This is a genomic window from Streptococcus suis YS161, assembly GCF_002760245.1.
GTDB lineage: Bacteria > Bacillota > Bacilli > Lactobacillales > Streptococcaceae > Streptococcus > Streptococcus suis_I.
The window spans coordinates 1-26,176 of sequence record NZ_ASCA01000014.1 but is presented as its reverse complement, the minus strand read 5'-3'; the positions used below and the strand labels follow the sequence as shown (position 1 = coordinate 26,176).

At 41.9% G+C, this 26,176-nt stretch carries 20 protein-coding genes and 1 pseudogene; 4 read left to right on the top strand and 17 right to left on the bottom strand.

The window, feature by feature from the left end:
• Positions 1-215: 215 nt before the first annotated feature.
• The 5 genes from SST111_RS02345 to dinB form a co-directional block, all read right to left on the bottom strand.
• Positions 216-854, bottom strand: coding sequence for an endonuclease III domain-containing protein (locus SST111_RS02345; RefSeq protein ID WP_180274015.1), 639 nt, complete (start codon positions 852-854; stop codon positions 216-218).
• Positions 855-901: 47 nt separating this feature from the next.
• Positions 902-1,810, bottom strand: coding sequence for a 1-phosphofructokinase family hexose kinase (locus SST111_RS02340; RefSeq protein WP_099809883.1), 909 nt, complete (start codon positions 1,808-1,810; stop codon positions 902-904).
• 98 nt (positions 1,811-1,908) lie between these two features.
• The gene (locus SST111_RS02335; RefSeq protein WP_099809882.1) at positions 1,909-2,538 is read right to left on the bottom strand and encodes an NAD(P)-dependent oxidoreductase; all 630 of its coding nucleotides are present in this window, start codon (positions 2,536-2,538) and stop codon (positions 1,909-1,911) included.
• A gap of 126 nt (positions 2,539-2,664) precedes the next feature.
• Entirely contained in the window at positions 2,665-3,084 is a 420-nt protein-coding gene (locus tag SST111_RS02330) for an Rrf2 family transcriptional regulator (RefSeq protein WP_099809881.1), read from the bottom strand.
• On the bottom strand, positions 3,068-4,162 hold the full coding sequence (gene dinB / locus SST111_RS02325) for a DNA polymerase IV (protein WP_099809880.1): 1,095 nt from the start codon (positions 4,160-4,162) through the stop codon (positions 3,068-3,070). Before dinB ends, SST111_RS02330 begins: the two co-directional genes overlap by 17 nt.
• Positions 4,163-4,477: 315 nt before the next feature.
• On the opposite strand from dinB, the gene pflB reads away from it, so the two are divergent.
• Positions 4,478-6,823 (top strand): formate C-acetyltransferase, encoded by a 2,346-nt coding sequence (gene pflB, locus SST111_RS02320; protein WP_099809879.1) that lies wholly within the window; start codon positions 4,478-4,480, stop codon positions 6,821-6,823.
• Between the two features lie 163 nt (positions 6,824-6,986).
• Here pflB and SST111_RS02315 read toward each other — a convergent pair whose 3' ends face one another.
• From SST111_RS02315 to SST111_RS02280, 8 genes are all read right to left on the bottom strand, one after another.
• Positions 6,987-9,956, bottom strand: coding sequence for a type I restriction endonuclease subunit R (locus tag SST111_RS02315; protein WP_099809878.1), 2,970 nt, complete (start codon positions 9,954-9,956; stop codon positions 6,987-6,989).
• 25 nt (positions 9,957-9,981) lie between these two features.
• The gene (locus SST111_RS02310) at positions 9,982-10,887 is read right to left on the bottom strand and encodes a Fic family protein (RefSeq protein ID WP_099809877.1); all 906 of its coding nucleotides are present in this window, start codon (positions 10,885-10,887) and stop codon (positions 9,982-9,984) included.
• 115 nt (positions 10,888-11,002) lie between these two features.
• The gene (locus tag SST111_RS02305; protein ID WP_099809876.1) at positions 11,003-11,545 is read right to left on the bottom strand and encodes a hypothetical protein; all 543 of its coding nucleotides are present in this window, start codon (positions 11,543-11,545) and stop codon (positions 11,003-11,005) included.
• 22 nt (positions 11,546-11,567) lie between these two features.
• On the bottom strand, positions 11,568-12,566 hold the full coding sequence (locus SST111_RS02300; protein ID WP_099809875.1) for a DUF6731 family protein: 999 nt from the start codon (positions 12,564-12,566) through the stop codon (positions 11,568-11,570).
• Entirely contained in the window at positions 12,563-13,891 is a 1,329-nt protein-coding gene (locus SST111_RS02295) for a restriction endonuclease subunit S (RefSeq protein WP_099809874.1), read from the bottom strand. Before SST111_RS02295 ends, SST111_RS02300 begins: the two co-directional genes overlap by 4 nt.
• Positions 13,884-15,989, bottom strand: a complete 2,106-nt coding sequence (locus SST111_RS02290; protein ID WP_099809873.1) for a type I restriction-modification system subunit M — start codon at positions 15,987-15,989, stop codon at positions 13,884-13,886. Before SST111_RS02290 ends, SST111_RS02295 begins: the two co-directional genes overlap by 8 nt.
• 164 nt (positions 15,990-16,153) lie before the next feature.
• Positions 16,154-17,101 carry a serine hydrolase domain-containing protein gene (locus tag SST111_RS02285; protein ID WP_099809872.1) on the bottom strand — a complete coding sequence of 316 codons (948 nt, stop codon included), beginning with the start codon at positions 17,099-17,101 and terminating at the stop codon, positions 16,154-16,156.
• A complete protein-coding gene (locus SST111_RS02280; protein WP_099809871.1) occupies positions 17,098-17,832 on the bottom strand; it encodes a CppA N-terminal domain-containing protein in 735 nt (244 codons plus the stop codon). Before SST111_RS02280 ends, SST111_RS02285 begins: the two co-directional genes overlap by 4 nt.
• 178 nt (positions 17,833-18,010) lie before the next feature.
• Between SST111_RS02280 and SST111_RS02275 the strand changes: the two genes are divergently transcribed.
• Positions 18,011-20,278: a Xaa-Pro dipeptidyl-peptidase gene (locus SST111_RS02275; RefSeq protein ID WP_099809870.1), complete on the top strand. Its 2,268-nt coding sequence runs from the start codon at positions 18,011-18,013 to the stop codon at positions 20,276-20,278.
• Between the two features lie 40 nt (positions 20,279-20,318).
• On the opposite strand, the gene SST111_RS02270 is transcribed toward SST111_RS02275, so the two are convergent.
• On the bottom strand, positions 20,319-21,485 hold the full coding sequence (locus SST111_RS02270) for an SIS domain-containing protein (RefSeq protein WP_099809869.1): 1,167 nt from the start codon (positions 21,483-21,485) through the stop codon (positions 20,319-20,321).
• Positions 21,486-21,760: 275 nt separating this feature from the next.
• On the opposite strand from SST111_RS02270, the gene SST111_RS02265 reads away from it, so the two are divergent.
• A complete protein-coding gene (locus SST111_RS02265; RefSeq protein ID WP_002941492.1) occupies positions 21,761-22,060 on the top strand; it encodes a YbaB/EbfC family nucleoid-associated protein in 300 nt (99 codons plus the stop codon).
• A 37-nt stretch (positions 22,061-22,097) separates the two neighbouring features.
• Here the strand turns inward: SST111_RS02265 and SST111_RS02260 are convergent, their stop codons facing one another.
• Positions 22,098-23,864 (bottom strand): glycerophosphodiester phosphodiesterase, encoded by a 1,767-nt coding sequence (locus SST111_RS02260; protein WP_099809868.1) that lies wholly within the window; start codon positions 23,862-23,864, stop codon positions 22,098-22,100.
• A gap of 79 nt (positions 23,865-23,943) precedes the next feature.
• Here SST111_RS02260 and SST111_RS02255 point away from each other — a divergent pair, with 79 nt between their 5' ends.
• On the top strand, positions 23,944-24,492 hold the full coding sequence (locus tag SST111_RS02255) for a GNAT family N-acetyltransferase (RefSeq protein WP_099809867.1): 549 nt from the start codon (positions 23,944-23,946) through the stop codon (positions 24,490-24,492).
• 20 nt (positions 24,493-24,512) lie between these two features.
• Here the strand turns inward: SST111_RS02255 and SST111_RS02250 are convergent, their stop codons facing one another.
• Together SST111_RS02250 and SST111_RS02245 are read right to left on the bottom strand one after the other, a co-directional pair.
• Positions 24,513-25,007, bottom strand: coding sequence for a DUF536 domain-containing protein (locus SST111_RS02250; RefSeq protein WP_015646325.1), 495 nt, complete (start codon positions 25,005-25,007; stop codon positions 24,513-24,515).
• Between the two features lie 112 nt (positions 25,008-25,119).
• Positions 25,120-26,106: pseudogene (locus tag SST111_RS02245) on the bottom strand (glycoside hydrolase family 1 protein); the annotation flags it as partial.
• Between the last annotated feature and the right edge of the window lie 70 nt (positions 26,107-26,176).

Below are 26,176 nucleotides of genomic sequence, written 5' to 3'. Positions count from 1 at the left end.
TTTCTAGATACTTTTCATTTTTTAATCAGTTCGATTGTTTTTACTTGACAAAGGGCTTTACATATCAGTCGTTTCGTTTACTTTTAGTACAAGGCAACGATATGCTGGCTACTTCAACTGTCCAGTGGAGTGTTTAAACTCGGAAATAAGGAAATGAGGCTTCCTCGCCCTTCGTAGTAATAAAAAATACACTAATTGATTTTCGAAGAGTATGACTATATCATCAACCATGATTCATCAAGCTGCCCCTTTGTTAATCTGAACTGCTTGCCATGCTCATCAATCAGTGCATGAAGCTCCTGAGCGTCTTTTACCGACCAATCTTTTATCTGCTCTGTAAATTCCTGTCTCAAACTCACGTAATCCTGCGACTGGCTAAGTCCTAATCGATTAAATAGTCGAAGAGCATATTGATCCGCCACAAAAACACTTCTTCGACACAAATAGAGCAAAATAACATCCGCAGTTTCATTGCCAACCCCCTTCAAGCTCAGCAGCTCTTTTCGGAGTACTGCTGTCTCAACACGGTCTAGGCGAGAAAAATCTCCATCGAACTGATTGGCCCACTCAACCACTGACCGAATGTAGAGTGATTTTTGCTTGAAGAATCCTGCTGGACGAATGTATTCTTGTAAATCCTCCACAGGCATCTCTAAAAGCGAATGAATTGTCAACCGTCCCTCCAACTGTTCTAAAGCACGCTTGGCATTTGCTTCCGTTGTTTGCTGAATAAGAATCATTGATACCAAATCCTTTATGGGATTTTCATCATTCCACCAGTGAAATTCACCATATCGCCGTTTTAAATTTTGGTAAAGAACCGTCAACTGTTCCACTACTATCCCCCATCTCACCTTGTTTCTCCTTGCCATTATAGCACGATGAGTAAAGGGATACAATACTACAATTCCTCTAGTACTATTGTATCTACAATCTCTGCAAACTGCTCTGCTTCAACCTCTGGAAAATAATTCAAACAATTGGCTGTCGCCTCTTTCAAGAAAATCTCAGGTTCTTGTCCTTGGCTGATACCCTTAACTAGCAAGCCTAGGTAGAAATCTCCTGCCGCAATGGGATTGCGCGTTTCCTTCTTAGGCGACTGGATACGGAAGAAGCGCTGACCAATCTTAGCTAGACTCCCCTTGCCTCCCATGGTAATAATGATATTCTCATGCGGCGTTACTTCTTTTAGTATCCGCAAAATGTCCGCTGGACTTTCTTCATCCAGATCTGGATAAATATCTTTCAGCTCTTCATTATTGATTTTGATAAGGGCCGGTCTAGCTTGATAAGCCGCACGTAAAGCTGGTCCACTGGTATCAACTATGGTTAGTACCTCTGGGTATTTTTCAATAAACCGCTGAATGTAATCATCCGGCATGCCCTTCATCAGACTGCCTGAAAAGACTAATATGTCGCCAGCCTCTAGGCTATTTTCTATCTGCTGGGTAAATTGGTCAAGCAGGTCCTCTGTCAGTTCAAAGCCTTTTTCATAAAATAGCACTACATCGCCTGTGCTGGTTTCTACATAAATATTGCAGGTTCTTGTGTTCTGATTATTTTCAACGACCTGCAATTGATTTCCCTTTTGGACATTGAGGTCCTGAATGTAGCGACCAATCTGCCCACCTAAAATGGTATGGATAGTGTAGTCTGTCACTCCATTTTCTCGAAGTGCATAGGCTACATTGAAACTCTTTCCACCAGGATAATCCCTGACTTCCGACGGACGGAGGGGAATGTTCTTTTCAATCTTTTCCACAAGAAGCGTGCGATCTAGGGCTGGATTGGGACAAATTAAGTGAATCATAGGGAACTCCTTTTTTCTTTTGTACATATTATTATACTATATAAACCAAAAAAAATAAAAAAGATAATTCCACGATGGGAACTATCTTTTCTACTATTTTATGATGCAAAAACCGAAATTCGTTCTTGCTGGTAGCCACCTTTTTCCGCAATGTCAACCAAAGCCACAGCATAGTCGGCATAACTAATATAGCTTTCACCTTGGGCATTGACTTGGAAAACCTCGCCAGCCAAAGTGTAGGCACCTGCTTTTTGTCCTTCTGCATCAAAATCGGCTGCAGGGCTGATATAGGTCCAGTTAACTGCTGTCGCCTGACGATAGAGGTCTAGACCAGCACCCATAGCCTCAGCGATTGGCAGGTAGTCCGCAGGGAAATCTGGTGTATCTTTCAGCATAGCTGTCTGGCTCTCGTCTAAATAAAGACTGCCTGCACCACCAACTACTAAAAGACGAGTTGGACTACCAGCAAGGATGGTCGCTAGATGCTCAGCAAGACGAGCGTGATCCGGCAAGGTTTCTGGTGTCCAAGCACCAAAAGCATTGACTACTACATCAAAGCCTGCCAAATCTTCTTTGGTAAGAGCAAAAGCATCCTTCTGGATTACTTCTTGGGCTACGCTCTTGTTTTCAGAGCGGACAATGGCCGTCACCTGATGGCCACGTTCTACTGCTTCTTTGGCGATGGCTTGACCTGCTTGACCGTTTGCTGCGATAATGGCGATTTTCATATTGTTTACCTCACTTGTTTCCTTGTAATGTTTTTGTTTACAATGCTTAGTTTATACCATGTTCGTTGTAATGTCAAGAGTTACAACTCAAAGTTTAAAAAAATCATCACGAGGATGATTGAATATCTATAATTCTGCCAATAAATCAGCAATGGTTGTTTGTCCCAACTCTCTTTCCAGAGCCGACTGGGCATTTTCCAAACGGTTATCTAGCAGAGGGTGAATATTGCGACCTACTTGGCAGGAAGGATTCGGTTGCTCATGAAAGCCAAAAAGTTTCCCCTTTTCTCCAAATAACTCTACAGCCTGATAGACTTGAAGGAGGGTAATTTTATCTGGAGCTTGGGCCAAGCGTGCGCCACCTACACCACGCGCCACCTGAACCAAACCAGCCTCTTTCAACTGGGACAGAATATTGCGGATGATGACTGGATTGACACCTACACTGCCTGCAATGCTAGTACTGGTCTGTTTTTCCTTTTCTCCCTCCAAGGCTAGCAAGACCAAGATATGACTAGCAATGGTAAATCTACTCGAAATTTGCAATTCTACTTTCTCCTTCCATAAAATTGGTAACGGTCACTCCTAGCAAGCGAACACCTTTCTCAGCCCGTCCAACTTCTTCAAAAAGCTGACGGATTTCTTTCTCTATTACTTGAGCTTGATTGGTCGGTTCTTCCAAACTATGTCGCTTAGTCAGGGTTGAAAAATCTCCATAGCGGATTTTCAGAACAATGGTTCGTCCTTTTTTCTCATTTCTTTCTAAACTAGCTGCCACTCGTTGACAGAGGCTGACTAGCTCCTTCAAGACATCTTCATCTCGATAAAGGAGCTTGCGGTAGGTTCTTTCCTTTCCAATTGACTTACGAACACGGTCCACTTTAACGGGCGAATTAGAAATCCCCCTCGCTTTCCGATAAAGGTCGAAGCCAAAACGCCCAAATCTATCTATCAAAACCATTTCTGGTACATCTAGCAAATCTTGCCCCGTGTAGACCCCCATCTCATGCAGGCGTTCCACCGTCTTCTTCCCCACACCGTGAAATTTTTCAACAGGCAGGGAGGCGAGAATATCAACAGCATCTTCAGGTAGAATCAAGGTCAAACCGTGCGGTTTTTCCATATCAGAGGCAATTTTTGCCAAAAATTTATTATAGGAAACACCTGCGGAAGCTGTCAAATGGAGTTCATTCCAGATGTCGTATTGAATGAGTTTAGCGATTTTGACCGCTGAGCCAATTCCAAGCTTATTTTCTGTCACATCCAGATAGGCCTCATCGATAGACATAGGCTCCACCAAATCAGTATAACGATGAAAAATCTCCCTGACCTGTCGCCCAACTTCCTGATATTTTTCATAATTGCCAGAAATGAAAATCGCCTGAGGACAACGCTCATAGGCCTCTTTTGAGGACATAGCCGAGTGAATCCCAAAGGCACGCGCCTCATAATTACAGGTAGACACCACTCCTCTACCGCCAGATAGTCTTGGGTCAGCCCCAATGATAACAGGTTTGCCCTTCAAAGCAGGATTATCCCTGACCTCAATGGCAGCAAAAAAAGCATCCATATCTACATGAATAATTTTTCTAGATAAATCATTGATTAAGGGAAAAATTAACATGACTGCCTCTTCCTGTTTACAAGTTTAACTCGCTATATTATACCGCATTTCTTAGGAAGTTTCAGCCTTTAGATTCGTTGAACCAGCCATCTTACCAACACAATAAACGACAGCTTATCACCTTATTACAAATACAAGCAGAAATTTATTTTGAAAATACCAACTCTACCTTTCAATTTTTTTCATATTCCTTGAAAGGTTTTTCATTTATTTTCAAGTATTTTTGTCTTGTAGAAAGTGTTTTCAAATGGTATAATAATGACATGTTGGTATCGATACCAAGTCGATACCCAAAAGCATAAAAGGAGAACCCTCATGTCAACAAAAGTTAAAACAAAAAATGTAACTGAAGACATTTTCGCCCAAGCCTGGGAAGGCTTTAAAGGTACAGACTGGCAAGATAAAGCTAGCGTAACACGTTTCGTTCAAGCTAACTACACTCCATATGATGGAGATGAAAGCTTCCTTGCGGGTCCTACTGAGCGTTCACTTCATATCAAAAAAATCATCGAAGAAACAAAAGCTGGCTACGAAGACACTCGCTTCCCAATGGACGTAGATCGTGCTACTTCTATAGCTGATATTCCAGCAGGTTTCATCGATAAAGAGAACGAACTCATCTTCGGTATCCAAAACGATGAGCTCTTCAAACTCAATTTCATGCCACGTGGTGGTATTCGTATGGCTGAAACCACTCTTATCGAAAACGGCTATACTCCAGACCCACTCCTTCATGAAATCTACACAAAACACGCAACAACTGTAAACGATGGTATCTTCCGTGCCTACACCGCTGACATCCGTCGTGCTCGCCACTCACACCACGTTTCTGGTCTTCCAGATGCATACTCACGTGGTCGTATCATCGGTATGTACGCTCGTTTGGCACTTTACGGTGCAGACTACTTGATGGAAGAAAAAGTAGCTGACTGGAATGCGATTACTGAAATCGATGAAGAATCAATCCGTCTTCGCGAAGAAATCAACCTTCAATACCAAGCATTGCAACAAGTTGTACGCTTAGGTGATCACTACGGTGTTGATGTACGCAAACCTGCGATGAACACGAAAGAAGCGATCCAATGGACAAACATTGCCTTCATGGCAGTCTGCCGTGTTATCAACGGTGCCGCAACTTCTCTTGGTCGTGTGCCGATTGTTCTTGACATCTATGCAGAACGTGACTTGGCTCGTGGTACATTTACTGAATCTGAAATCCAAGAATTTGTCGATGACTTCGTATTGAAACTTCGTACAGTGAAATTCGCTCGTACAAAAGCCTTCGACGAAATCTACTCTGGTGACCCAACATTCTTGACAACATCTATGGCAGGTATGGGTAACGATGGTCGTCACCGTGTTACTAAGATGGACTACCGTTTCTTGAACACACTTGACAACATCGGTAACTCTCCAGAACCAAACTTGACAGTTCTTTGGTCAGACCAACTTCCATATTCATTCCGTCGCTACTGTATGGCAATGAGCCACAAACACTCTTCTATCCAATACGAAGGTGTGACAACAATGGCGAAAGATGGTTATGGCGAAATGTCATGTATCTCTTGCTGTGTATCTCCACTTGATCCAGAAAGCGAAGACCAACGCCACAACATTCAGTACTTCGGTGCTCGTGTTAACGTTCTTAAAGCTCTTCTTTCAAGCTGGAACAACGGCTACGACGATGTTCACAAAGATTACAAAGTGTTCGATGGTGTTGAACCAAATACTTCTGAAATCTTTGACTACGATCAAGTTATTGCCAACTTTGAAAAAGCCCTCGACTGGTTGACTGATACATATGTAGACGCGATGAACATCATCCACTACATGACTGACAAGTACAACTATGAAGCAGTTCAAATGGCCTTCTTGCCAACTCACCTTCGTGCTAACATGGGCTTCGGTATCTGTGGATTTGCAAACACTGTAGATTCCTTGTCAGCTATCAAGTACGCACAAGTGAAACCGATCCGTGACGAAGACGGCTTCATCTATGATTACGAAGTAACTGGCGACTTCCCACGTTATGGTGAGGATGACGACCGTGTAGATGACATCGCGAAATGGCTCATGGAAGCATTCTTCACTCGTTTGAACAAACACAAATTGTACAAGAATGCTGAAGCAACTGTGTCTATCTTGACAATCACTTCAAACGTTGCTTACTCTAAACAAACAGCTAACTCACCAGTTCACCGCGGTGTATTCCTCAACGAAGATGGTTCTGTTAATACTTCTAAAGTGGAATTCTTCCCACCAGGTGCCAACCCAACTTCTAAATCTCGTGGTGGTTGGTTGCAAAACTTGAACACTCTTTCTAAACTCAACTTCAAACATGCCAACGACGGTATCTCATTGACAACTCAAGTTTCACCAAAAGCTCTTGGTAAAACATTCGATGAGCAAGTGAACAACTTGGTGACAATCCTTGACGGATACTTCGAACAAGGTGGTCAGCACGTCAACTTGAACGTTATGGACTTGAACGATGTGTACGACAAGATTATGGCAGGTGAAGATGTTATCGTTCGTATCTCTGGATACTGCGTAAACACTAAATACCTCACTAAAGAGCAAAAAACTGAATTGACTCAACGTGTCTTCCACGAAGTTCTTTCAATGGATGACCACGCTGCAGAAGTTTCAAGCCAAGCTTAATCAAACAAACACAAAAGGACTTGCACATGCAGGTCCTTTTACTATGTCGAAAAATCTTATGAGTGTTGCGGAAGGATAGTAAATCTTCGGAAGGATGCACAGCAGATTTTCGGAAGGATAGCAGTCGTAGCCCACGCAAAAAATCCCTGCAAAACAGGGATTCCTATTCATCATCCTTCAAACTTCTATAAACATCGTCTATAAAAAGCTTGGCAATTCTCTTTTTAAAATCATCGTTATTAAGCAGAACTCCAAAGAAATCTTGATTTTGCATATAGCCCTCGGTCAAAGCATTGTCAATCTCATCCTCAAAAGAAAACTCGAAATCTTCACGAGAATTTACCTTAGCAGACTGCTTGAGTTTTTCATTTTTCTTCATGAGTTCACGAATAGAAACAGCTCCACTAACACCGATTTGAGGATCAATGGTCAAATCAAGTTGCTCATTGATTTCATCAATAATCTCCGAAAGACGTTTTTCTTGATCTTCATCAATAGGTCCGACTTTAGGTTTATTAAGCGAAAGAGTATATTCCCCTTCCAAGTCAGCTACTGTATGGACACCTGTTTGCTTGTGCTTCATGTAGTCAACCACAATCTTATCCGCAATGGAAAAATCCGTCCCACCAAGCCGAACATCAATCATCTTAACCAATTCTTGTAGATAATTATAACGCTCATGCAGAACCTCATTTTGATAGGCAGTAGCTTGAATCAAGAAAGTATACATTCGAAGAAAACCTCGGAAAACTTTTTTGATTTCCAACTGCTCCTTCGCATCAAACTCCCGAACACGACTGCAACCTTTATTCAACAACGCTGTCATCTTCTGCTTATCCCGACTAGAACGTTTCTCTTGATAAAGGAATTGATTAAACTCATGGATAACATCACTGTCAAGAATACCATATTCGTCTATCTTACGTACCAAGTCAAATACATCACTTGGCGTAATGGTTTCTGCCAAAATCGTTTCCTTATAGTAAGGAGAGAAAGCCTTGTTTATATCCTCATAGGTATTTTTAAAGTCCAATACAAAGGTTTTCTTATTGTAACCTCCCACAATACGATTGAGGCGAGATAGAGTTTGTACAGCTGCTACATCTCGCAACTTTTTATCTACATACATAGCCACCAATTTCGGTTGGTCAAAACCTGTTTGGTATTTATTGGCCACGATCAAGACCTGATAATCATCTGTATCAAATCTCTCTTTAAGCTTTTCTTCCGCAATTCCGTTCATCAGAGCCTCAGTATAATCCTGATCATCCATACTCACCTTACCTGAAAAAGCAACTAAAGCCCCAATACTGGTGATATGATGCTCTTTGAAATAACGTTTAAAGGACTTTTGATACTTGACTGCTGCTTCACGACCCGATGTAACAATCATAGCTTTACCTTGACCGCCCAACTCAGCCATAATGTCATGACTGATAAAATGGTCCATGATGATTTCAACTTTCTGGTCAATATTTTCATCCGATAACTCGATAAACTTGGCAATCTTTCTCTTCGCAAGCCCTGTTTTAAACTGAGGATCCTCCTCAACAGCCTTGTTCAATTTATAATAAGTCTTGTAAGTAGTATAATTATTCAAGACGTCCAGAATAAAGCCTTCCTGGATAGCTTGTTTCATAGAATAGACATCAAAAGGACCTTTTGAACCATCTGGTAGAGTTTTTCCAAATAACTGAAGGGTTGTGGCTTTAGGCGTAGCTGTAAAAGCGATGATCGAAATATTGTCTTGCTTTCCTGTCCGAGCGATTTCTTGTTCGATGGCATCCGCCACTGAAACTTCCTGTACCTCTTCAATCGTCCCGTTTTCCGTATCTGTTTCCGTCAAAACTTGACTGACAGCACTCATATAGGAGCCCGTCGTCGAACTGTGGGCTTCATCAATCAGAATGGCAAATCTTTTCTTGGCCGTTGGACCAGCTGTCATCCAATCTGACTTATTGATTTGGGCGAATTTATGAATGGTTGTTGCGATAATCTTGGTATTTCCAGCCAAGGCATCCGCCAAGTCACTAGAAGTCGCCTTTTCGCCCATTACCTTGATAACCCCAGGCTGATGCTGGATAGCCTGAACGGCATCCTGTAGTTGTCTGTCCACAACAATCCTATCTGTTACAATCAAGACCGTGTCCACAACATTTCGGTCCTCTTGGTCATGCAGACTGACTAAACTATGGGCCAACCAAGCAATCGTATTAGTCTTACCTGACCCTGCCGAGTGTTGAATCAGATAATTGCTATCGGTGTGATTGACCTTCATATCCTCTAGGACACGGTTTACAGCCCGTCTTTGCTGGTAACGAGGGAAAATCAGCGTTTTCTTGCCTTTTTTATCCCGATCAACCTTCAAAAAGATAAAGCGTTCAATCAACTGAAGAATACTATCCTTGGTCAGCACTTCCTTCCAAAAATAGGCTGTGTCTGGACCAGATTCATTGTGCGGATTTCCAGCTCCCTGGTCAACTCCCTCACCTTTCCCCATATTGAAGGGAAGGAAATAAGTATCTTGCCCTTTGATTTCAGTTGTCATGTAGACTTCCAAGGTATCTACTGCGAAAGAAGCCAAAACGCCTGCATTAAACTTAAACAAGCGATTCTTGCTATCTCGCTTTTTTAACTGACGAACGGCATCATCTACCGATTGACCGCTGGAATTAAGCTTCAACTCAATCGCAAAAATAGCTAGGCCGTTCAGAAAGATAACCAAGTCAATGCGATCCTTGTCTTTGTAGACCACCTCTTCCATGACCGTAAAACGATTTTGCTCATACCGCTTAACTGCCTCGGCATTAAAGGAAGTGGCAGGCTTGGGATAGACCAGTTTCAATTGTTTATTTTCAATGTAAACCCCTGACTTCAAGGCGAAGAGAAGACCTCCCTTGATAATTTCTTGGTTAATCAAGTTGAGAATAACCTCTTTGTCCAACTTCTTCAAGAGATAATCCATCTCGTCTTCTTGGGTTGCTCGCAGAAACTCCCACAAGATGTCTGTATCCATTGCCAAGCGTTGATTATACTTGCTCTGCGGTCTGTGAATAAAACCATTTTCTGTTTCTAAATCCGTGATAATCCACTGCTGAAAATCATAACGTTCTGTAAGGTCAAAATGAGCCATAGGTATTCCTTATTCTTCCTTGTACTTACTCTACATCATCGAGGGAGAGGATAGACAAATACATATCCAATCTCTCATTCAAATAGCGGGCAAACAAATCTTCCATTGCTGACAGGCTTCCATTAGCATGGAAGTCATCAAAGGCCTGATAATAGGCTAATCGGTCTGAAAATTTAATATCAATGGGAGGATAGCCAGCCTTCATCAGCTCCAAGTTGATCAAGAGCCGACCAGTACGACCATTTCCATCAATAAAGGGATGAATACTCTCAAAGGCAATGTGAAAACGAGCCATCTTGGTCACGATGTTTTCCTGACTTTGAGCATAGTCCGCCAGCCACTGCTCCATCAAGGGACGGATCATAAAGGGCTGGGCAGGTTCATTGGTAGCCCCCATGATACGAACAGGCACCTTTCGATAGACACCCCTATCGTCCTTCTTATCGGACAAAACCAGATAGTGAATATCCTTTACAACCTGCTCCGTCAAGGGAGTGTCTTCTGCCACCAAGGTCTGTACATATTCAAAAGCTTCCTTATGACCAATAGCCTCAAGGTGATCCTTCAAGGGTTTCTGGTCAATAGTCAACCCACGCAAAACCATGTCCGTTTCACGCAGGGTCAGGGTATTGCCCTCAATGGCATTGGAATTATAAGTGAACTCCACTGTAAATTCTTCATTGAGCCGCTCAACCTCACCTCTGGTCAAAGGACGAAGCGTCGCTAACCTTGCCATCTTTTCATCAATCAAGGGCAGGAGGCTTTCCACCCTTTTATAACGACCATCAACTGGCTTTGGAGTATCTTGGGGAATCTTCCATAAATGCCCCTCACGGATAGCACCTTCCACCTTTCCCTGACTACACAAGTCACGAACACGGCGGTCTGAAATCCCCCAGAGCTCCGCCGCCTGCTTGACAGACATATACATAGGACATCTCTCCTTCTAACCAAAACAGTCTTGTTCCTAATACTATTATAGCACAGTTCGGAAGGATAGACGACAAACGGAAGGATGTTTAGCAGATTTTCGGAAGGATAGAGGTTTACTTATTTCGTTCCAAGAAATTTCTTAATTCCTTCTTTAATTCGTCATCTTTCCTAGATGCTAGATCTTGTGTTTGTAACTCAATGAATTTGCTATCCAAATCCCTTTTGAAAATCAAAGTGTAGTATATAGCGATTTCGATAGCAGAAATGAGTAATAAAAACGCCAGTACGCTTATCGTTAGGTAATACCAAATCTGATTGGTCTTTAAAAACGAACACAATACGACAGCCAAACTAGAGATGAAACCAACATTTATCATACGAGCTAACTTTTTGAACTCCCTCAATTCAATTTTAGCTAGAATAGAATTTGAATCTATTGATAGTAGATAAGTGTATAAGGTAAAATATATACCTATAAACACTGTTGATATAGTAATCAGATTACTGTCATTCGAATAAGTTATTTCTATTATCCAGCACAACACTTTATCAAACAACTGTCTAAAAAAGAAATAAGTTATGGAAAAGAATAGGAGAGCCAATACTACAAAAATCCAGAAAAAATATTTTTCTATAAACTTTAGAATTTTAGTCATTTTCCCTCTCCTCTTTTATCGTTCATGGTTTCGAAATAGTTATTTCTGATAAATTTATTGGTAATAAATTTCCATATTCATGGAATTTATCATCCGTATGTCTATTCATTTCATCATAATAGTGCTCAGTTAATGAATTAGCGAGACTCTCAAAAGTTGTCAAATTTCTAACTGTTTTCTCAGATGTCAGATACCCATCATGTTTTAAATCCAATTCCTCAACAACATGAGTGATTGGATTTTCAAATTTTATTTTTGCTGAAATCAAGTTTTTATCATTTGCATTAAGAAGTTTCAAAATACTGTCAATTTTTTGAACATTCATTTCTCTTTTATATCTACTCTTTTTCAAAAGTATAGTCGTAGTGTTAATGTCTAATTCATTTGAAACTTCCACCATTCCCCCAAATAATTTCTCTAACAAACTCTTCTGATTCTGATCAATATTTGGAAATAGATGTGATAATTGAAATCCATCATTTTTTATTGTTATTCTTAACTCTTTTATGCTATCTGAAGCTATCAGCAAGTCGCGAATACTATCTTTCGAAATAGGGACTAGTTTTACTTTGAAACTTGAGTTCGGGACATTACTCTTTATAAAACTTGTCAGATATTCTTCAACCTGTCCTTTATTTGGACCAAGAAAATTATATTCCATTAAGAATAAATACGAATCAGGTATATATAGACAGGTGTTTGGTTGGAATAAATCCCCATCAATTTTTCGTATATCATCTTCTCCAATTTTACCTTCATATGGTTTTTCCGAACGGAATTTACCTATCCATATTGTACGATTTCCCTGAATATACTCATGGTTTCCAAGAGTAGAACCATCATTTTTTCTACCGTGTTGTTTATTTCTGACTGAGTGTAATACCACGTGTCTCTGACTACCCAAAGTAACGGTTCTATCTGATGGTGATTGAGTAAAAATATAATCAATTAAGTTTGATAATTTATAATTCGTCTTTTGTCCATCTTTCTCAAGAAAAATGTTAAAATACAATATTTTCATTGGGTTCTCCTTTTCCCGGTCACATAATCATAAATCAGTGTTTGGCGTTGCTTATTGATATTTCCGATTTGTTCTTTTTTGATAGCAATCATTTGATTGATTTGTTCTGCCTTTTTATCTAGGAAGTCAGCAATTTCATTGGCTTCCTCAATACTTGGTAAAGGTGACAAAAAATTACCTATTTGACCACTAGAAATATTTGGTTGTGCAGAACCATTGGAATTAAGCAAGATATATTCTGTAAAGCTTGTTGTATATAGCCAATAGTATAAATATTTCCCTATATTGGACTTTATTATTCCTACTCGCTGATTTATTAAGTTCGCATTTTTAGGATTACTTTCTACATAAGCAATTTTTCCAACCGTAGCTCCACTCATTGCAATCAAAATTTGTTGTTTTCCAATTCTAAAGTGAGATAAATTTTCTATATTTACATTATTCAAAAATACAGCACTTGCAAAATCAATGCCCGCTTGTGTAAAATCACCAATCCGAATCACCTTAACCTCTGTATTTTCTCTAGTAAAGTCACTGCTATTAAATGCGTAACCATTTACAAACTCACTCAAATACTTTATCGGCTTCACCTCCCACCCCTCTGGTATCTGTCCTATCCAGTCAACACCTGAGTCTTTTAGGGGAACGGTTTTATCCAGTCCTTTTGTGACGGTTTCGTAAATCAGGCTTTGGCGATAGTCTTCCAAAGTCTTAATTTGCTCCTCCAGAAGGCTTTTGACCTTATCAAGTTGAGCGACTTTTTTGTCGAGGAAATCAGCGATTTGTTGTTGTTCAATAAAACTTGGTAATATTAAACAAGTTTCTTGCAATATCGACTGTGTAACACTATAGACTTTAATTCCACTTACCTTATTTTGAACTTGTTTTCTAAATGCCATAGAGTCAAAGTAGTGCATAAAATATCTAAAGTCATGTTCTAAAGCATTCTTGAGTTTGGCTTTAATTGTATGATACCCAGCAAATAGTTCTCCATTGTCATCAATTCTTGTTGAAAAATTTCCAGAACCTTCAATATCTTCTGATGTATCTGCAAAAACAAAGTCGCCTTTATTTAGAAGCGATTGCTTAAATTTTAGATAATTAGTCGAAACTTGTGGCAACTCATCTCTGACCGTACTTACTGACCTGCCATATTTCGAATGGATTTGACCATAATTAATAACTGGTATCCCATTTCCCATTAGATTCTCTTTGGTGATAGTTAACCCTTTATTCGTATCTAAAAAATACTTAAACTTCGTTATCCCCCACTCCTCCGGCACTTCTCCAATCCACTCGATGCCGCTATCTTTCATCCTAGTCATGTTTGAGGTCCTCCAAGAGTGCTTGTAGTTGGTCTTCTAGGTCATAGAATTGTTTGAGCAGGTCTTCTGCTTTTTCTGGGGCTTGGTATTGATAGAAATAGCGGGTAAAGGGGATTTCTGCTCCTAGCTTGTTTTCCTCCCACCAGAAGTGAGCATCTGGGACATGAGGATAGACTTCCCGTTCAAAATAAGCTTTCACTTCTTCCGATAGCTTGACTATCTCCGAATCCTTAGTAGTCTTGTCATAGACGATACCGTCTGCAATCTCACCCAGCTTGTCTTTCTTCTTAGTTGTGATAACCTCAGCAGTCTTGTCCATCTCACTCATAGCAAGGGCTAGGGCATTGAGATTGGCTGGGGTCAGCTTGACTTCTGACAAGAGTTCTTTCAATGTGGCTGTAAAGGTCTCAAAGTTTGGATAGGTGTATTCCGACAGACCTTGACGGAGGGCTTGGAGGATTTCCTCTTGCTTTTTCCGACCTTCTTCTAGTTTTTGCAGTTCCTTATCTTGCTTGGCTGTGCGTGGCTCCATTTCCAGTAATTCTTGGTATTTGTACTCATCAAAGAGCTTGGCAAAAAACTGGACCGACTGGACACTTTCCAGGCTTTTCTCTGTAATTTCTCCACGACGTTGTAAAGGCTGCATGACCAGGTATTCTTTATAGAGAAATTCCTTGCTGTCAAAGATTTTCACACGGTCATTTTCCTCAAAGTCATGGTACCACTTAAGAATATCCTTGATATTGTCCTGTGACAGTTCACGGCGTTTTTGTCCCAGTGATTTCCGCAAGGGAACAAATTCATTGGTTGCATCGATAAATTGGACCTTACCTTGTCTTTCTGGACTCTTATCCTTATTATAAAGCCAGATATAGATACCGATTCCAGTATTGTAGAAAAATTGACCTGGGAGAGCAACAATGGCCTCCAACAAATCATTTTCTAAGATATAACGGCGGATTTGACTTTCCCCAGATGTCGTTCCACCTGAGAATAGGGGAGAACCGTTTGAAATGATAGCAGCTCTGCCATTTTCCTCCAACTTCGCCAAAGCATGTAGATGGAAGAGCAACTGTGCATCGCCTGTGGTAGGGGTGTTGACGAAACGACCTTCCCTGCCTTCTGTCGACTCAAAGAGAGCCTGATCATTCTTGACCGCCTGCTCTACTCCGTCATCCGCGTCCTTACCTCCCCAAGACTGACCAAAGGGTGGATTGGCAATGACAAAGTTCATCTTCTTATCGTGAAATGGGTCTGAATCCTTGAGCGTATCCGTCTTAACAAAATAATCCGACTCTTCCTGACGAATCAGCATATCCGCCTTGCCAATACCGTAGGTTTCAGCTAGATACTCCTGACCAAACAAGCGAACGTTGACCTTGGGATTGAGCTGTTGAATATAGCTTTTGGCAGTTGCTAGCATACCACCTGTACCTGCTGCCATATCTAAAATCTTAATTTCCTTATTATCTACAAAAAGCTCTTCATCTGCCTCCATCAAAAGCAGGTTGACCATGAGGGCGATGACTTCCCGTGGTGTGTAGTGAGAACCTGCCTCCTCGTTTTCAGAAAAGCGACGGATAATATCCTCAAACATATAGCCCATCCGCATAGAATCAATGGAACTTGGTGATAAATCAAGTTCCGAGAATTTCTTCACTACTGTAAAGAGACGCCCTGTACTTGCCAAGGTATCCACCTGCTCCTTAAATTTCAAATTCTCGATAATATCCTTGACTCGTTTGGAATAACCATCTAGGTAATTCAAAAAGTTATCCTTGATAGCATCGGGTTCGTTCAAGAGATTCTTTAGTGTATGCTTGCTGGTATTGTAGTATTTATAGCCTGTAAGGGACTCAAAGATTTTTTCTGGCGTTGACGGATTTGACTGGTACTGAGCCAACACTTTTTCCTTGGTCGGCAAAAGGGCAGCTTCCAAGCGAGCCAATACAAACATGGGAATAATGACATCACGGTACTTATCCGCTCGGTAAGCACCTCGTAGGGTGTTTGCAATAGACCAGACTAAATTGACGTCCTTGCTGATGTTGACATCATTTGCTTGAAACAGAGGGAGTTTCCCTTTTATAGCTGACATAATTTCTCCTAACACTCGTCTAAAATATACCTCTATTATATCAAAAATCGTACACTACTATAGGAAGCACGAAGCGTTTAGCAAGAGATTTTTTATCGTTTTCTTACCACTTCCTTGATGGGCAATAACTAAAAATCCTCCCACAAATTGCGGAAGGATAGTTATTAGTCAACAGCCTCTTCTTCCTCCAGAACTTGCCGTATCAGAGCCATGACCTGGTTTCTATCCAACTTCCACTGGGCCCGCTCATCCTTGTCAAAAGTACGATTCGAGAGAAAAATCGCAGCTTTCTGCAAGGGACGATTGTACATGATAAAGGTCCCCGTATAGCCTGTGTGCGACAACCAGTCCCCCTTCTTATCCCAAGCCAGCGACCGCTTGCGCTTATCATCAAAACCGTAATCCTGCGTTAAATTTGCCGCAAAGTCAGCCGTCAGATAGTATTCCAAAAAGATTTCCAAATCTTTGACGGTCGAAAAGAGACCTGCACTTCCCGCGTGGAGGCCTAGGACACGCGCCTTGGGATCATGCACCACACCTGCTTTGACGCCACGCACCGTCGGTACCGCCTGACTGACTGGTCCGAAGGAGGTTTGGGACATACCAAAGGGCTCTAGAACATCCCGTCTGATCAGCTGGTCTAGACTGTCTCTACCCAGTTCCTCCAGCAAAAAGCCTAGCAAGAGAAAATTGATGTCTGTATAGAAAAAGTCCTTCTTCTCCGTCACAGTAATCTTCAAAATCGCTTCCTTGAGCTGGTCGGCATCCAGACTATCCCGATTGGGAATGAAAGGATCGATACCACTAGTATGGGTCAATAATTGCCGAATAGTGACCTGACTATCCGCAAAAGCAGGATAATAAGACTGCAAGGTCCTATCTAGCTCCAAAGCTCCGCTATTAACCAGAAAAGTCGCAAGAGTCCCCACACCAACCACCTTGGAAACAGACGCCAAATCATAGGTCAAACCCGCCTCAACTGGTAGCTGACCATCCTGGGTCCCCAAATAATGCTCCTGCCACTGACCCTTAGAAAAAAGAGCCAGACTGGCACCAGGATAGACTCCTTGCCCAATCTGCTCTGAAATCTTGTCTAAAATCGCTTGTCTCATTTTTCGAACCACAATTCAATACCACTCGGGTCAACCGTTTGAATAAAGCTTGCTGTTTTATCTTTAAAGAACGGACCCTCTAACTGGCTTTCCAAATGCGCCCAATCAAAGTCCTGCTCGACGGGAAAACGCAAGCCTTCTAAATCCCAAACTTGTTCTGCAGGAGTTAATAAATCCTTACCTTCTGCTCCAACAAAATACAAAAAGGCTTGTTTAGGTAGGATAGCCTCATAATAGTCTTGGCTAATACTAGCTTGTGGGGTATTAATCCAGACAGACTCTACTGTAAAAGCGGTCAGACCAGAAAAGTCATCCTGCACCTTAAATGGAACAGGTGGAAGGATTGCTTTTAGGTCATCAACAGATGCTTCTGCATGTAAAAGGAAGGTGTCTCCTTCTGGCGACACAGCTTCAAAACCATAGCCATTTTTTCCTTGGTAGAGCTTACTATACTGTGACCCTTGCGCCAGTAAAACTTCAATTTCAGAGGCATTGTCTACTTTTATCACAATTTTATTCAGTTTTTTAAGCCCTTCGACAGCACGGGTGCGATTACCAGGAGATTCTGTCAAAACAAGCTTCGTTTCTGGACTTGTTCTATCTCCAAAATCAGCAAAAGGACCATCTTCTAGCTTGGTCTTCATTCCTAGATTTTTTTCTAAAAATCCTTGGTTAATAGCCCTATTATTAATACGTAAAACAGGGACTATAGCATCATTTTTTCTCAACACGATACATTTCACTCCTCAGTCATTCTACAATATTGTATTAAAAATTTCGTCATTTTACAACTAATTATACTGTCATTTTCTACATAGATATACTGATGTTCCAATAAATCTTAGACAAAGCACCCCTTATCAGCTATAATATTAAGTACAGACTACTAAGTAAAAAAGAGGAAAAGCTATGCGTTTTAATCAGTTTTCTTTTATAAAAAATGATATAACAGGATCTCTAGAAGAGCTAAACAAACTTGGTTTTGCCTTGCAGAGCGACCACAGTCAGAAAAAAAATCTGGAAATCTTTGTCAGAAAGTGCCATTTTTTAACAGCCAACACCGACTTTGCCCTGTCCAACATGATTGCGGATTGGGACACAGACCTGCTGACCTTCTTCCAGTCTGACCGTGAGCTGACAGACCTGATTTTCTATCAAGTGGCCTTTCAGTTGCTGGGCTTTGTGCCTGGTGTGGATTACACAGATGTGGAAGAATTCCGAAAGGCTAGCCAATTTCCTATTGTCTATGGAGATATCATCGACAACCTCTACCAACTCCTCAATACCCGCACCAAGTCTGGAAATACCTTGATTGACCAGCTGGTCAGCAATGACCTAATCCCAGAAGACAATCGCTACCACTTCTTCAACGGCAAATCTTTGGCAACTTTTTCAACAAAAAACCTCATTCGTGAGGTGGTCTATGTCGAAACACCTGTCGATACGGCTGGGACTGGGCAGACAGATATTGTTAAGATATCCATTCTCCGTCCTCACTTTGACGGAAAAATCCCTGCGGTCATTACCAACAGTCCTTATCATCAAGGAGTCAATGAAGTTGCCAGCGACAAGGCCTTGCACAAGATGGAAGGCGAGTTAGCTGAAAAACCTGCTGGCACCATTGAGGTCAAGCAGACCAGCATCACTAAGCTAGACTTGGACCAGCGGGACCTTCCTGTCAGCCCTGCCACCGAAAAACTGGGCCACATTACTTCATACTCCCTCAATGACTACTTCCTCGCTCGTGGCTTTGCCAGCCTCCATGTGTCTGGCGTTGGAACCCTAGGTTCGACTGGCTATATGACTTCCGGCGACTACCAGCAGGTGGAGGGCTATAAATCGGTGATTGACTGGTTGAACGGTCGCACCAAGGCCTACACAGACCATACTCGCTCGATTGAGGTCAAGGCCGATTGGGCCAATGGTAAGGTAGCGACGACGGGACTGTCTTATCTGGGAACCATGTCCAATGCCTTGGCAACAACTGGCGTGGACGGATTGGAAGTCATCATCGCAGAAGCAGGAATTTCCTCTTGGTATGACTACTACCGTGAAAACGGGCTGGTGACCAGCCCTGGCGGCTATCCAGGCGAAGATTTGGACAGCTTGACCGCCCTGACCTACTCGAAAAGTCTACAAGCAGGGGACTTCCTCCGCAATAAAGAAACTTACGAAAAAGGACTGGCAGCAGAACGAGCTGCCCTGGACCGCACCAGCGGTGACTACAACCAGTATTGGCATGACCGCAACTACCTGCTCCACGCTGACAAGGTCAAGTGCGAGGTGGTCTTTACCCACGGCTCACAGGACTGGAATGTCAAGCCCATCCATATCTGGAATATGTTCCACGCCCTGCCAAGTCACATCAAAAAGCATCTCTTCTTCCACAACGGTGCCCACGTTTATATGAACAACTGGCAGTCTATCGATTTCCGTGAGTCCATGAACGCCCTACTCAGTCAGAAACTGCTTGGCTACGAGAATAACTACCAACTGCCAACGGTTATCTGGCAGGACAACAGCGGTGAGCAAACCTGGACGACCTTGGACACCTTTGGCGGTGAAAACGAGGCAGTCTTGCCACTAGGTACTGGAAGCCAGACCATTGCCAATCAGTATACCCAAGAAGATTTTGACCGCTACGGCAAATCCTACCCAGCCTTTCACCAAGACCTCTATGCAGGCAAGGCCAACCAAGTCAGCATGGAACTGCCTATAACGGAGGATATCCTGATTAACGGACAGGTCACACTGAAACTCCGTGTATCTTCTAGTGTAGCCAAGGGCCTCTTATCTGCTCAGCTATTGGACAAAGGAAATAAAAAACGCCTAGCCCCAATCCCTGCGCCTAAAGCAAGATTGAGTCTGGATAACGGTCGCTACCATGCCCAAGAAAATCTGGTGGAGTTGCCTTATGTAGATATTCCACAACGCTTGGTAACCAAGGGCTTTATGAACCTGCAGAACCGCACCGACCTAATGACTGTTGAGGAAGTGGTGCCAGACCAGTGGATGGATGTGAGCTGGAAACTGCAACCGACTATTTATCAGCTGAAAAAAGGTGATGTCTTAGAGCTGATTCTCTATACAACCGACTTTGAGTGTACTGTTCGGGATAATAGCGATTGGACTATTTCGATTGATTTGGAGCAGTCTATCCTTCATTTGCCATATTAAAAAAGAGCTTCCCCTTGCGGAAGCTCTTTTGATACCTTGTTTATGGTAGTGGATGTATAATCACGCCCTGCACCACACGGTTGACGGTGCCTGTTGGAGATGGTGTATCTGGCAAGTTGTTGCACTTAATGGCTGCCATAATAGATACCGTTTGGGCAAAGATGATGTAAGGGAAGGTTAGGAAAACATCTGGCAAATCTGCTCCGCCTTCTGCCAAGACAAAGTTAGCTGCCTCTGTATCTGCTAGCTTGTCAGCCGACAATGCCACTATCCGCTCTGCTATGCCATCACCATGAACTTCATTAAGCAAGTCCACATCATACTGACGTGTGTAAGGATCGTTTGAGGCAAAGAGGAAAATCAAGGTCTTGTCATTGATGAAGGATTTTGGTCCATGACGGAAACCGAGTGGTGACTCGTACATGGTCGCAATTTTGCCTGCTGTCAATTCCAGAATTTTCAACTGAGCTTCGTGGGCAAGACCATAGAAACCACCTGAACCGAGGTAAATCACTCGCTCAAAATCAAGGTTAATCAAGTCTTGCACGTAGTCTTCACGGTCCAAAACATCTTGACCCAGACGGGCAATGGTCTCAACCCAAGCAGCTTTTTCTTCTTGACTGGCTGGCGAGAAGACGAGGAGGGCTGTCAGAGCCATACAGCTGTAAGAACCTGTCATGGCAAAGCCCTTATCGTTTGATTCAGCCGGTTGCAAGAGCAAGAGATTGTTCGCATCCCCTTCGGCTGCCAGAGCCAATTTGCCCTCTGGCGCACAAGTAATAGTAACTTGGTAAAGCTGATTAACCAATTGCTTAGCGACTTCAACTGCTGCCACACTTTCTGGTGAATTGCCTGAACGGGCAAAGGATACCAAAACCGTTGGAATATCTGCCTGTAAATAGTCATGTGGGCGACTAACCAGCTCCACTGTACCAATGGCAGAAAAACGAATGTGTTTCAAGTCATTGACTTGGTTGAGGTAGTTGGCAATACTTTGCCCAACAAAGTCAGAAGTCCCTGCACCTGTAAAAACGACGTGAACAAAGTCATGTTTTTCCTTGATAGCCTTCAAGAAGCCCTCAATCTTCTCAAGCTGGTCAAGATAGAGTTGATGAGCCTCTTTCCACAAGCCAGGCTGTTGGTAAATTTCGGTCGCCGTAATAATAGCTCCCAACTTTTCAAGTTCTTCTTTTGCTAAACGGAACATAGCTCCTCCTTGTTTTTCTGGTTATAACCAGTTTTTCTTATATTATAGCGAATTTATCCCTTAAAGTCAATTTAAAATAGATTAATATGTCAAATTTATATCCGATATTGCTGACTAGAACTTATTTTAAGAAGGTAGCATTATCTACATAAAACATGTTATAATATTTACTACGCCTCTGCCTTTGAAAATTTTTAACAATAAGGCAAAATAAGGCAACGAAAATTTAACAAGAGGGTCTAACCCCTTGATAGGAAAGGAATCTTAAAAATCTTATGATGAACATGCAAAACATGATGCGCCAAGCTCAAAAACTTCAAAAACAAATGGAGAAGAGCCAAGCTGAGTTGGCTGCTACTCAATTTACTGGTAGCTCTGTACAAGACTTGGTTACTGCTACTTTTACTGGAGATAAGAAATTGGTTTCTATCGACTTCAAGGCTGATGTTGTGGATGCAGACGACCTTGAAACCTTGCAAGAAATGACAATCCAAGCCGTCAACGCTGCACTTACAAAAGTTGACGAGGCAACTCAGAAAAAACTAGGTGCCTTTGCAGGTAAATTACCTTTTTAAAAGAAAACGCGATTGGATATTCTCCTCTCGCGTTTTTTTATTCAAAATTATAAATCAAAGACTGAAATTGCAGGAAAAAGAGGTCTGAATAACGTCGATTCTCTTTCATTTCCTCCATCAGAATTTGAAGCTCGGTCATGTTGTCAGTGATGATACCATCCACTTGTAGTAGCAACATCTTGGTCATACTCTCTTCTTCATTCGGTGTCCAAGCATAAACTGACTTCCCACGAATCCAAGATTTTACCATAAAGTTTTGATCCAGCGAAGTGTATTCCATAGTATAGCCGTCAGCAACCGTCGTCGGATAGATAGAGTTGAACGGAAGAATAAAGAAGGATACTAATTTCTCGCTATACTGCTTTATTTCGATAATAGTACGGTAATCTAATGATTGCATCTGGTGTCCTTTGGCAATCAAACGTTGACCGTATTTTTTTAAGAAATTCTGGGTGAGTTTTGGCGAATCTGCCTTGGTCACTTTAATTTCTACCAATAATTTCTGTCCCAGCTCATCCGCTCTTTCAAGATATTCATCAAAAGAAGGAACTGGAGCTGCCATGCCGTTTTCTGATGCAGTCATCCCTGTCAACTCTGCAAGAGTATAGTCATGTGTACCTCCGGGATTGCCCGTCAAAGCCAATAAATCCGTATCATGCATGACAATAAACTGACCATCCTTCGTCTCCTGAACATCCATCTCAATATAGTCTGGCTTGAGCTGAGAGGTTTTCTCTAGGGCCTCGATAGAGTTCTGGACAGCATTGCCATTGTCAACACCGCGATGGGAAATGGTAACTGGCAGGGTATCAAAGGGATAGTAGAGTGCAAGCGCTCCTTGTGTACCGAATACCAGACTAGATACTAGCAAAATTGCCAATCGCAGGCGATGACGGAGGCGTTTACGGCGGTAGTTTGGCAATTGTTTCCCTGTTAAGAGACTTACAAATCCCATCATAAAGAGTGCAACTACTCCGTAGTAGGCTAATTTTAGGATTGCATAACAAACAACTGCCAGCCAATATGAAGGGCCTGTGTCTGGTAGATAAGGTTCAGCCACTAGCTGTACTAGATAGAGCAATATCCCTATTCCTGTGAATAGGAGGACTGGAAAAGTGACCAGCCAAATCAGACGGAAAAAGGAACTGACTTGTTTTCTTCCCCTGGTCTTCTTCCAAGAATAAGCGATGGACTCCTTCACACTCCTGTGTTCAAAGTAAATGTTCGGCAGAGCGTACATAAAGCGTGATGCGAGCCAGAAGAACAAGAGGAGAAAGAACAAAATCAATATTCCTAGCCAGACTGTGTTGGATAGGTAATCTACGATAAATTGGGGTACTACGATTTTATTAAAATAATAGATATTTAATACCCGTCGTAAAGACGGGAGAAGAATAACTGAGTAAAAGAGCAGAAATAAAACCTTTGGTAGGCTGCTGTGACGGATAATCGCCACCATACTATCTCGTACATCCCGTAAATAGTCGGGGAGGTGCTTGACTTTTTCATCCAACAGTTGCCAAACCCCTGTGAACAATAGAGCTAATTCTAGATAGGCAATGGCAATGTTGACAAAAAAGAGGAGAATAAACAAGCCTGTTACGAGCGGATTTTCAGCAAACACCGACAACAAATTCGTCGGTGAAAGGTAGGCATGCCCTGTCATAGCTAAGAGTCCCTCAGAAATCCATGAATTGAGCGGTATCCAAACAAATTCCATAAAGGTAAACAGGGTAAAAAAGAGCAAAAGAATCTTGTCTAAGTTGTAATATATTTTTTGAAATTCACGTTGTATCTTTTTCATGATTCTAGTGTCCCATATTCTGACAGGAATTGCAAGCCTTCATCAAATATGCTAGACTAGAAAAATAAGGGAGGTTCTCATGATTACGATTGCACCTATGACTGAAGATTATTTGCATACACTTTGGAAGATTGGCCATCGTCAAGCCGCACCTCGCTGGAAGGAGTTTGCGGCACCCTATTTTGATGACTACCAGGCCTGCGCCACTTTTGAAGATTTTCAAGCATTGGAACTCTACCAGTGGCTACAAAAAGATTGCGTCAGAGCAATTCTAGTGGATCAGCGGCCTATCGGCTTTGTGAGCTATTACTGGGAGTGCCAGCTAACACGCTGGCTCGAAATCGGGATTGAAATCTATGACGACAAGGTCTGGGGCAAAGGATATGGCACAGCTGCTCTCCAACTCTGGATTGATACCATTTTCCAGCAATTTGCAGAATTGGAACACATCGGGCTCACTACCTGGTCTGGCAACAAGGGCATGATGAGAACCGCAGAAAAATTAGGCATGACCAAAGAAGCCCATATCCGCAAAGTTCGGTACTGGCAAGGACATTATCATGATTCTATCAAATATGGAATTTTAAGAGAAGAATGGTTAGAGCATAAGAAAAAATCAAGTTCCTAAGAGCTTGATTTTTTACTTATCTATCTTCCAAATAAACGTGCAAAGAAGCCTTTAGCTTGCACTTCTTCTGCCTGTGCTTTAACTTCGTCCAATTCCAACTTGAGAACTTCCTTATCGGCCATAGCTTTTAGTGTCAATTGCTGTTGCTGATCCAACTGTTTATCCTTCTCGGCAATCTGCACATCTTTGACCTTGAGTTGTTCATCTTTTTCGGCAAGTTGCTTATCTTTGGCTTTTAATTGACTATATAAGCGGATGATTTCAGCGTTTTTCTCGTCAACTAAAATTTCCATCAATTCACGATGCTTGACTTCATCACTAATCGGCTCATCTTCAAAAATGGTTGTTTTGTAGATTTCCTCCAACTTAATCAAGCCAGCACGATTTACAACGGTCACACCCTTGTCATTTTTATCTACAAATTCTTCAGGAAGTGATTTGACACGATTATTCATAGCCTGCCGGCTCACTCCTAAAATTTCAGCTAACTCACTGACTGTTTTTTCGATTCCCATAATATCCTCGGTACTTACATTTCTCATAGTTTGTATCATTAAAATATTACCACAAAAGCCCAAGTTCTGTCAAATTATGGGGGATTTCCAAAACAAGACTATCACCCTCTAGCTATCTTGTAAATCCGTTCTCTTCACTTACTTGCTTGAACCAATATCCAGATTTTTTTATAGTTCGTTTCTGTGTTTCAATATCCAAGGAAATAAGTCCGTATCTATTTTTATAGGCATTTAACCAAGACCAGCAGTCAATAAAGGTCCAGACCATATAGCCCTTACAGTTCGCCCCTTCATCAATAGCTCGATGGAGCTGAATCAAATGGTCTTCCATGAAGTGAATCCGATAGTCATCCTGAATCATGCCATTTTCTTCAAAAACATCCTCCCCTTCAACTCCCATGCCATTCTCAGTTACCAACCATTCGATATTGCCATACTTTTCCTGGATATTTTTAGCAATGTCGTACAGCCCTTCTTCGTAAATTTCCCAGCCTCTATGAGGATTGATTTTCTTGTCAGGCTTATCATAAGGCTGGAAATATTGGGATAGGAAAGTAGCTTCTCCGTTCCATCTATCTTCTGAAGGAGCCTGCACGCGCAGGGGCTGGTAATAATTCACCCCCAGGAAGTCAACTCTATTTTCTCTGATAATGGTCAATTCCTCCTCTGTGGTTTCTGGACGTAAACCGTGTTTTTCAAGAATATCAACCAGTTCCCTCGGGTATTGTCCCAAAACAGATGGATCCAAAAAGCTTCTCGTTTGAAATAGCTCAGCAATCCGTGCTGCCTGTAAATCTTCTGGACTCTGACTTCTTGGATAGGCTGGAGTAAGATTGAGAACAATGGAAATTTTGTGGTCTGGGTGTAGTTGGTGACAGGCCCGAACAGCCAAAGAACTAGCCAGTTGAGTATGATACGCTACGACCACAGCTGCCTTTGCATCCACCTTGCAAGGATAATGATAGCTTCCTAGATAGCCACATTCTACTGGAACAATGGGTTCATTAAAGGTAATCCAATGATCTACCAGGTCCCCAAATAGACTGAAACACTGGCGAGCATAGGCCTCATAGGCCCAGACAATCTCCTTATTTTCCCAATGTCATTAAGTTAACTAACCTATCACATTTTGTGGTGGGTTAGTTTTTATGTTACACTAAAAATAAAAG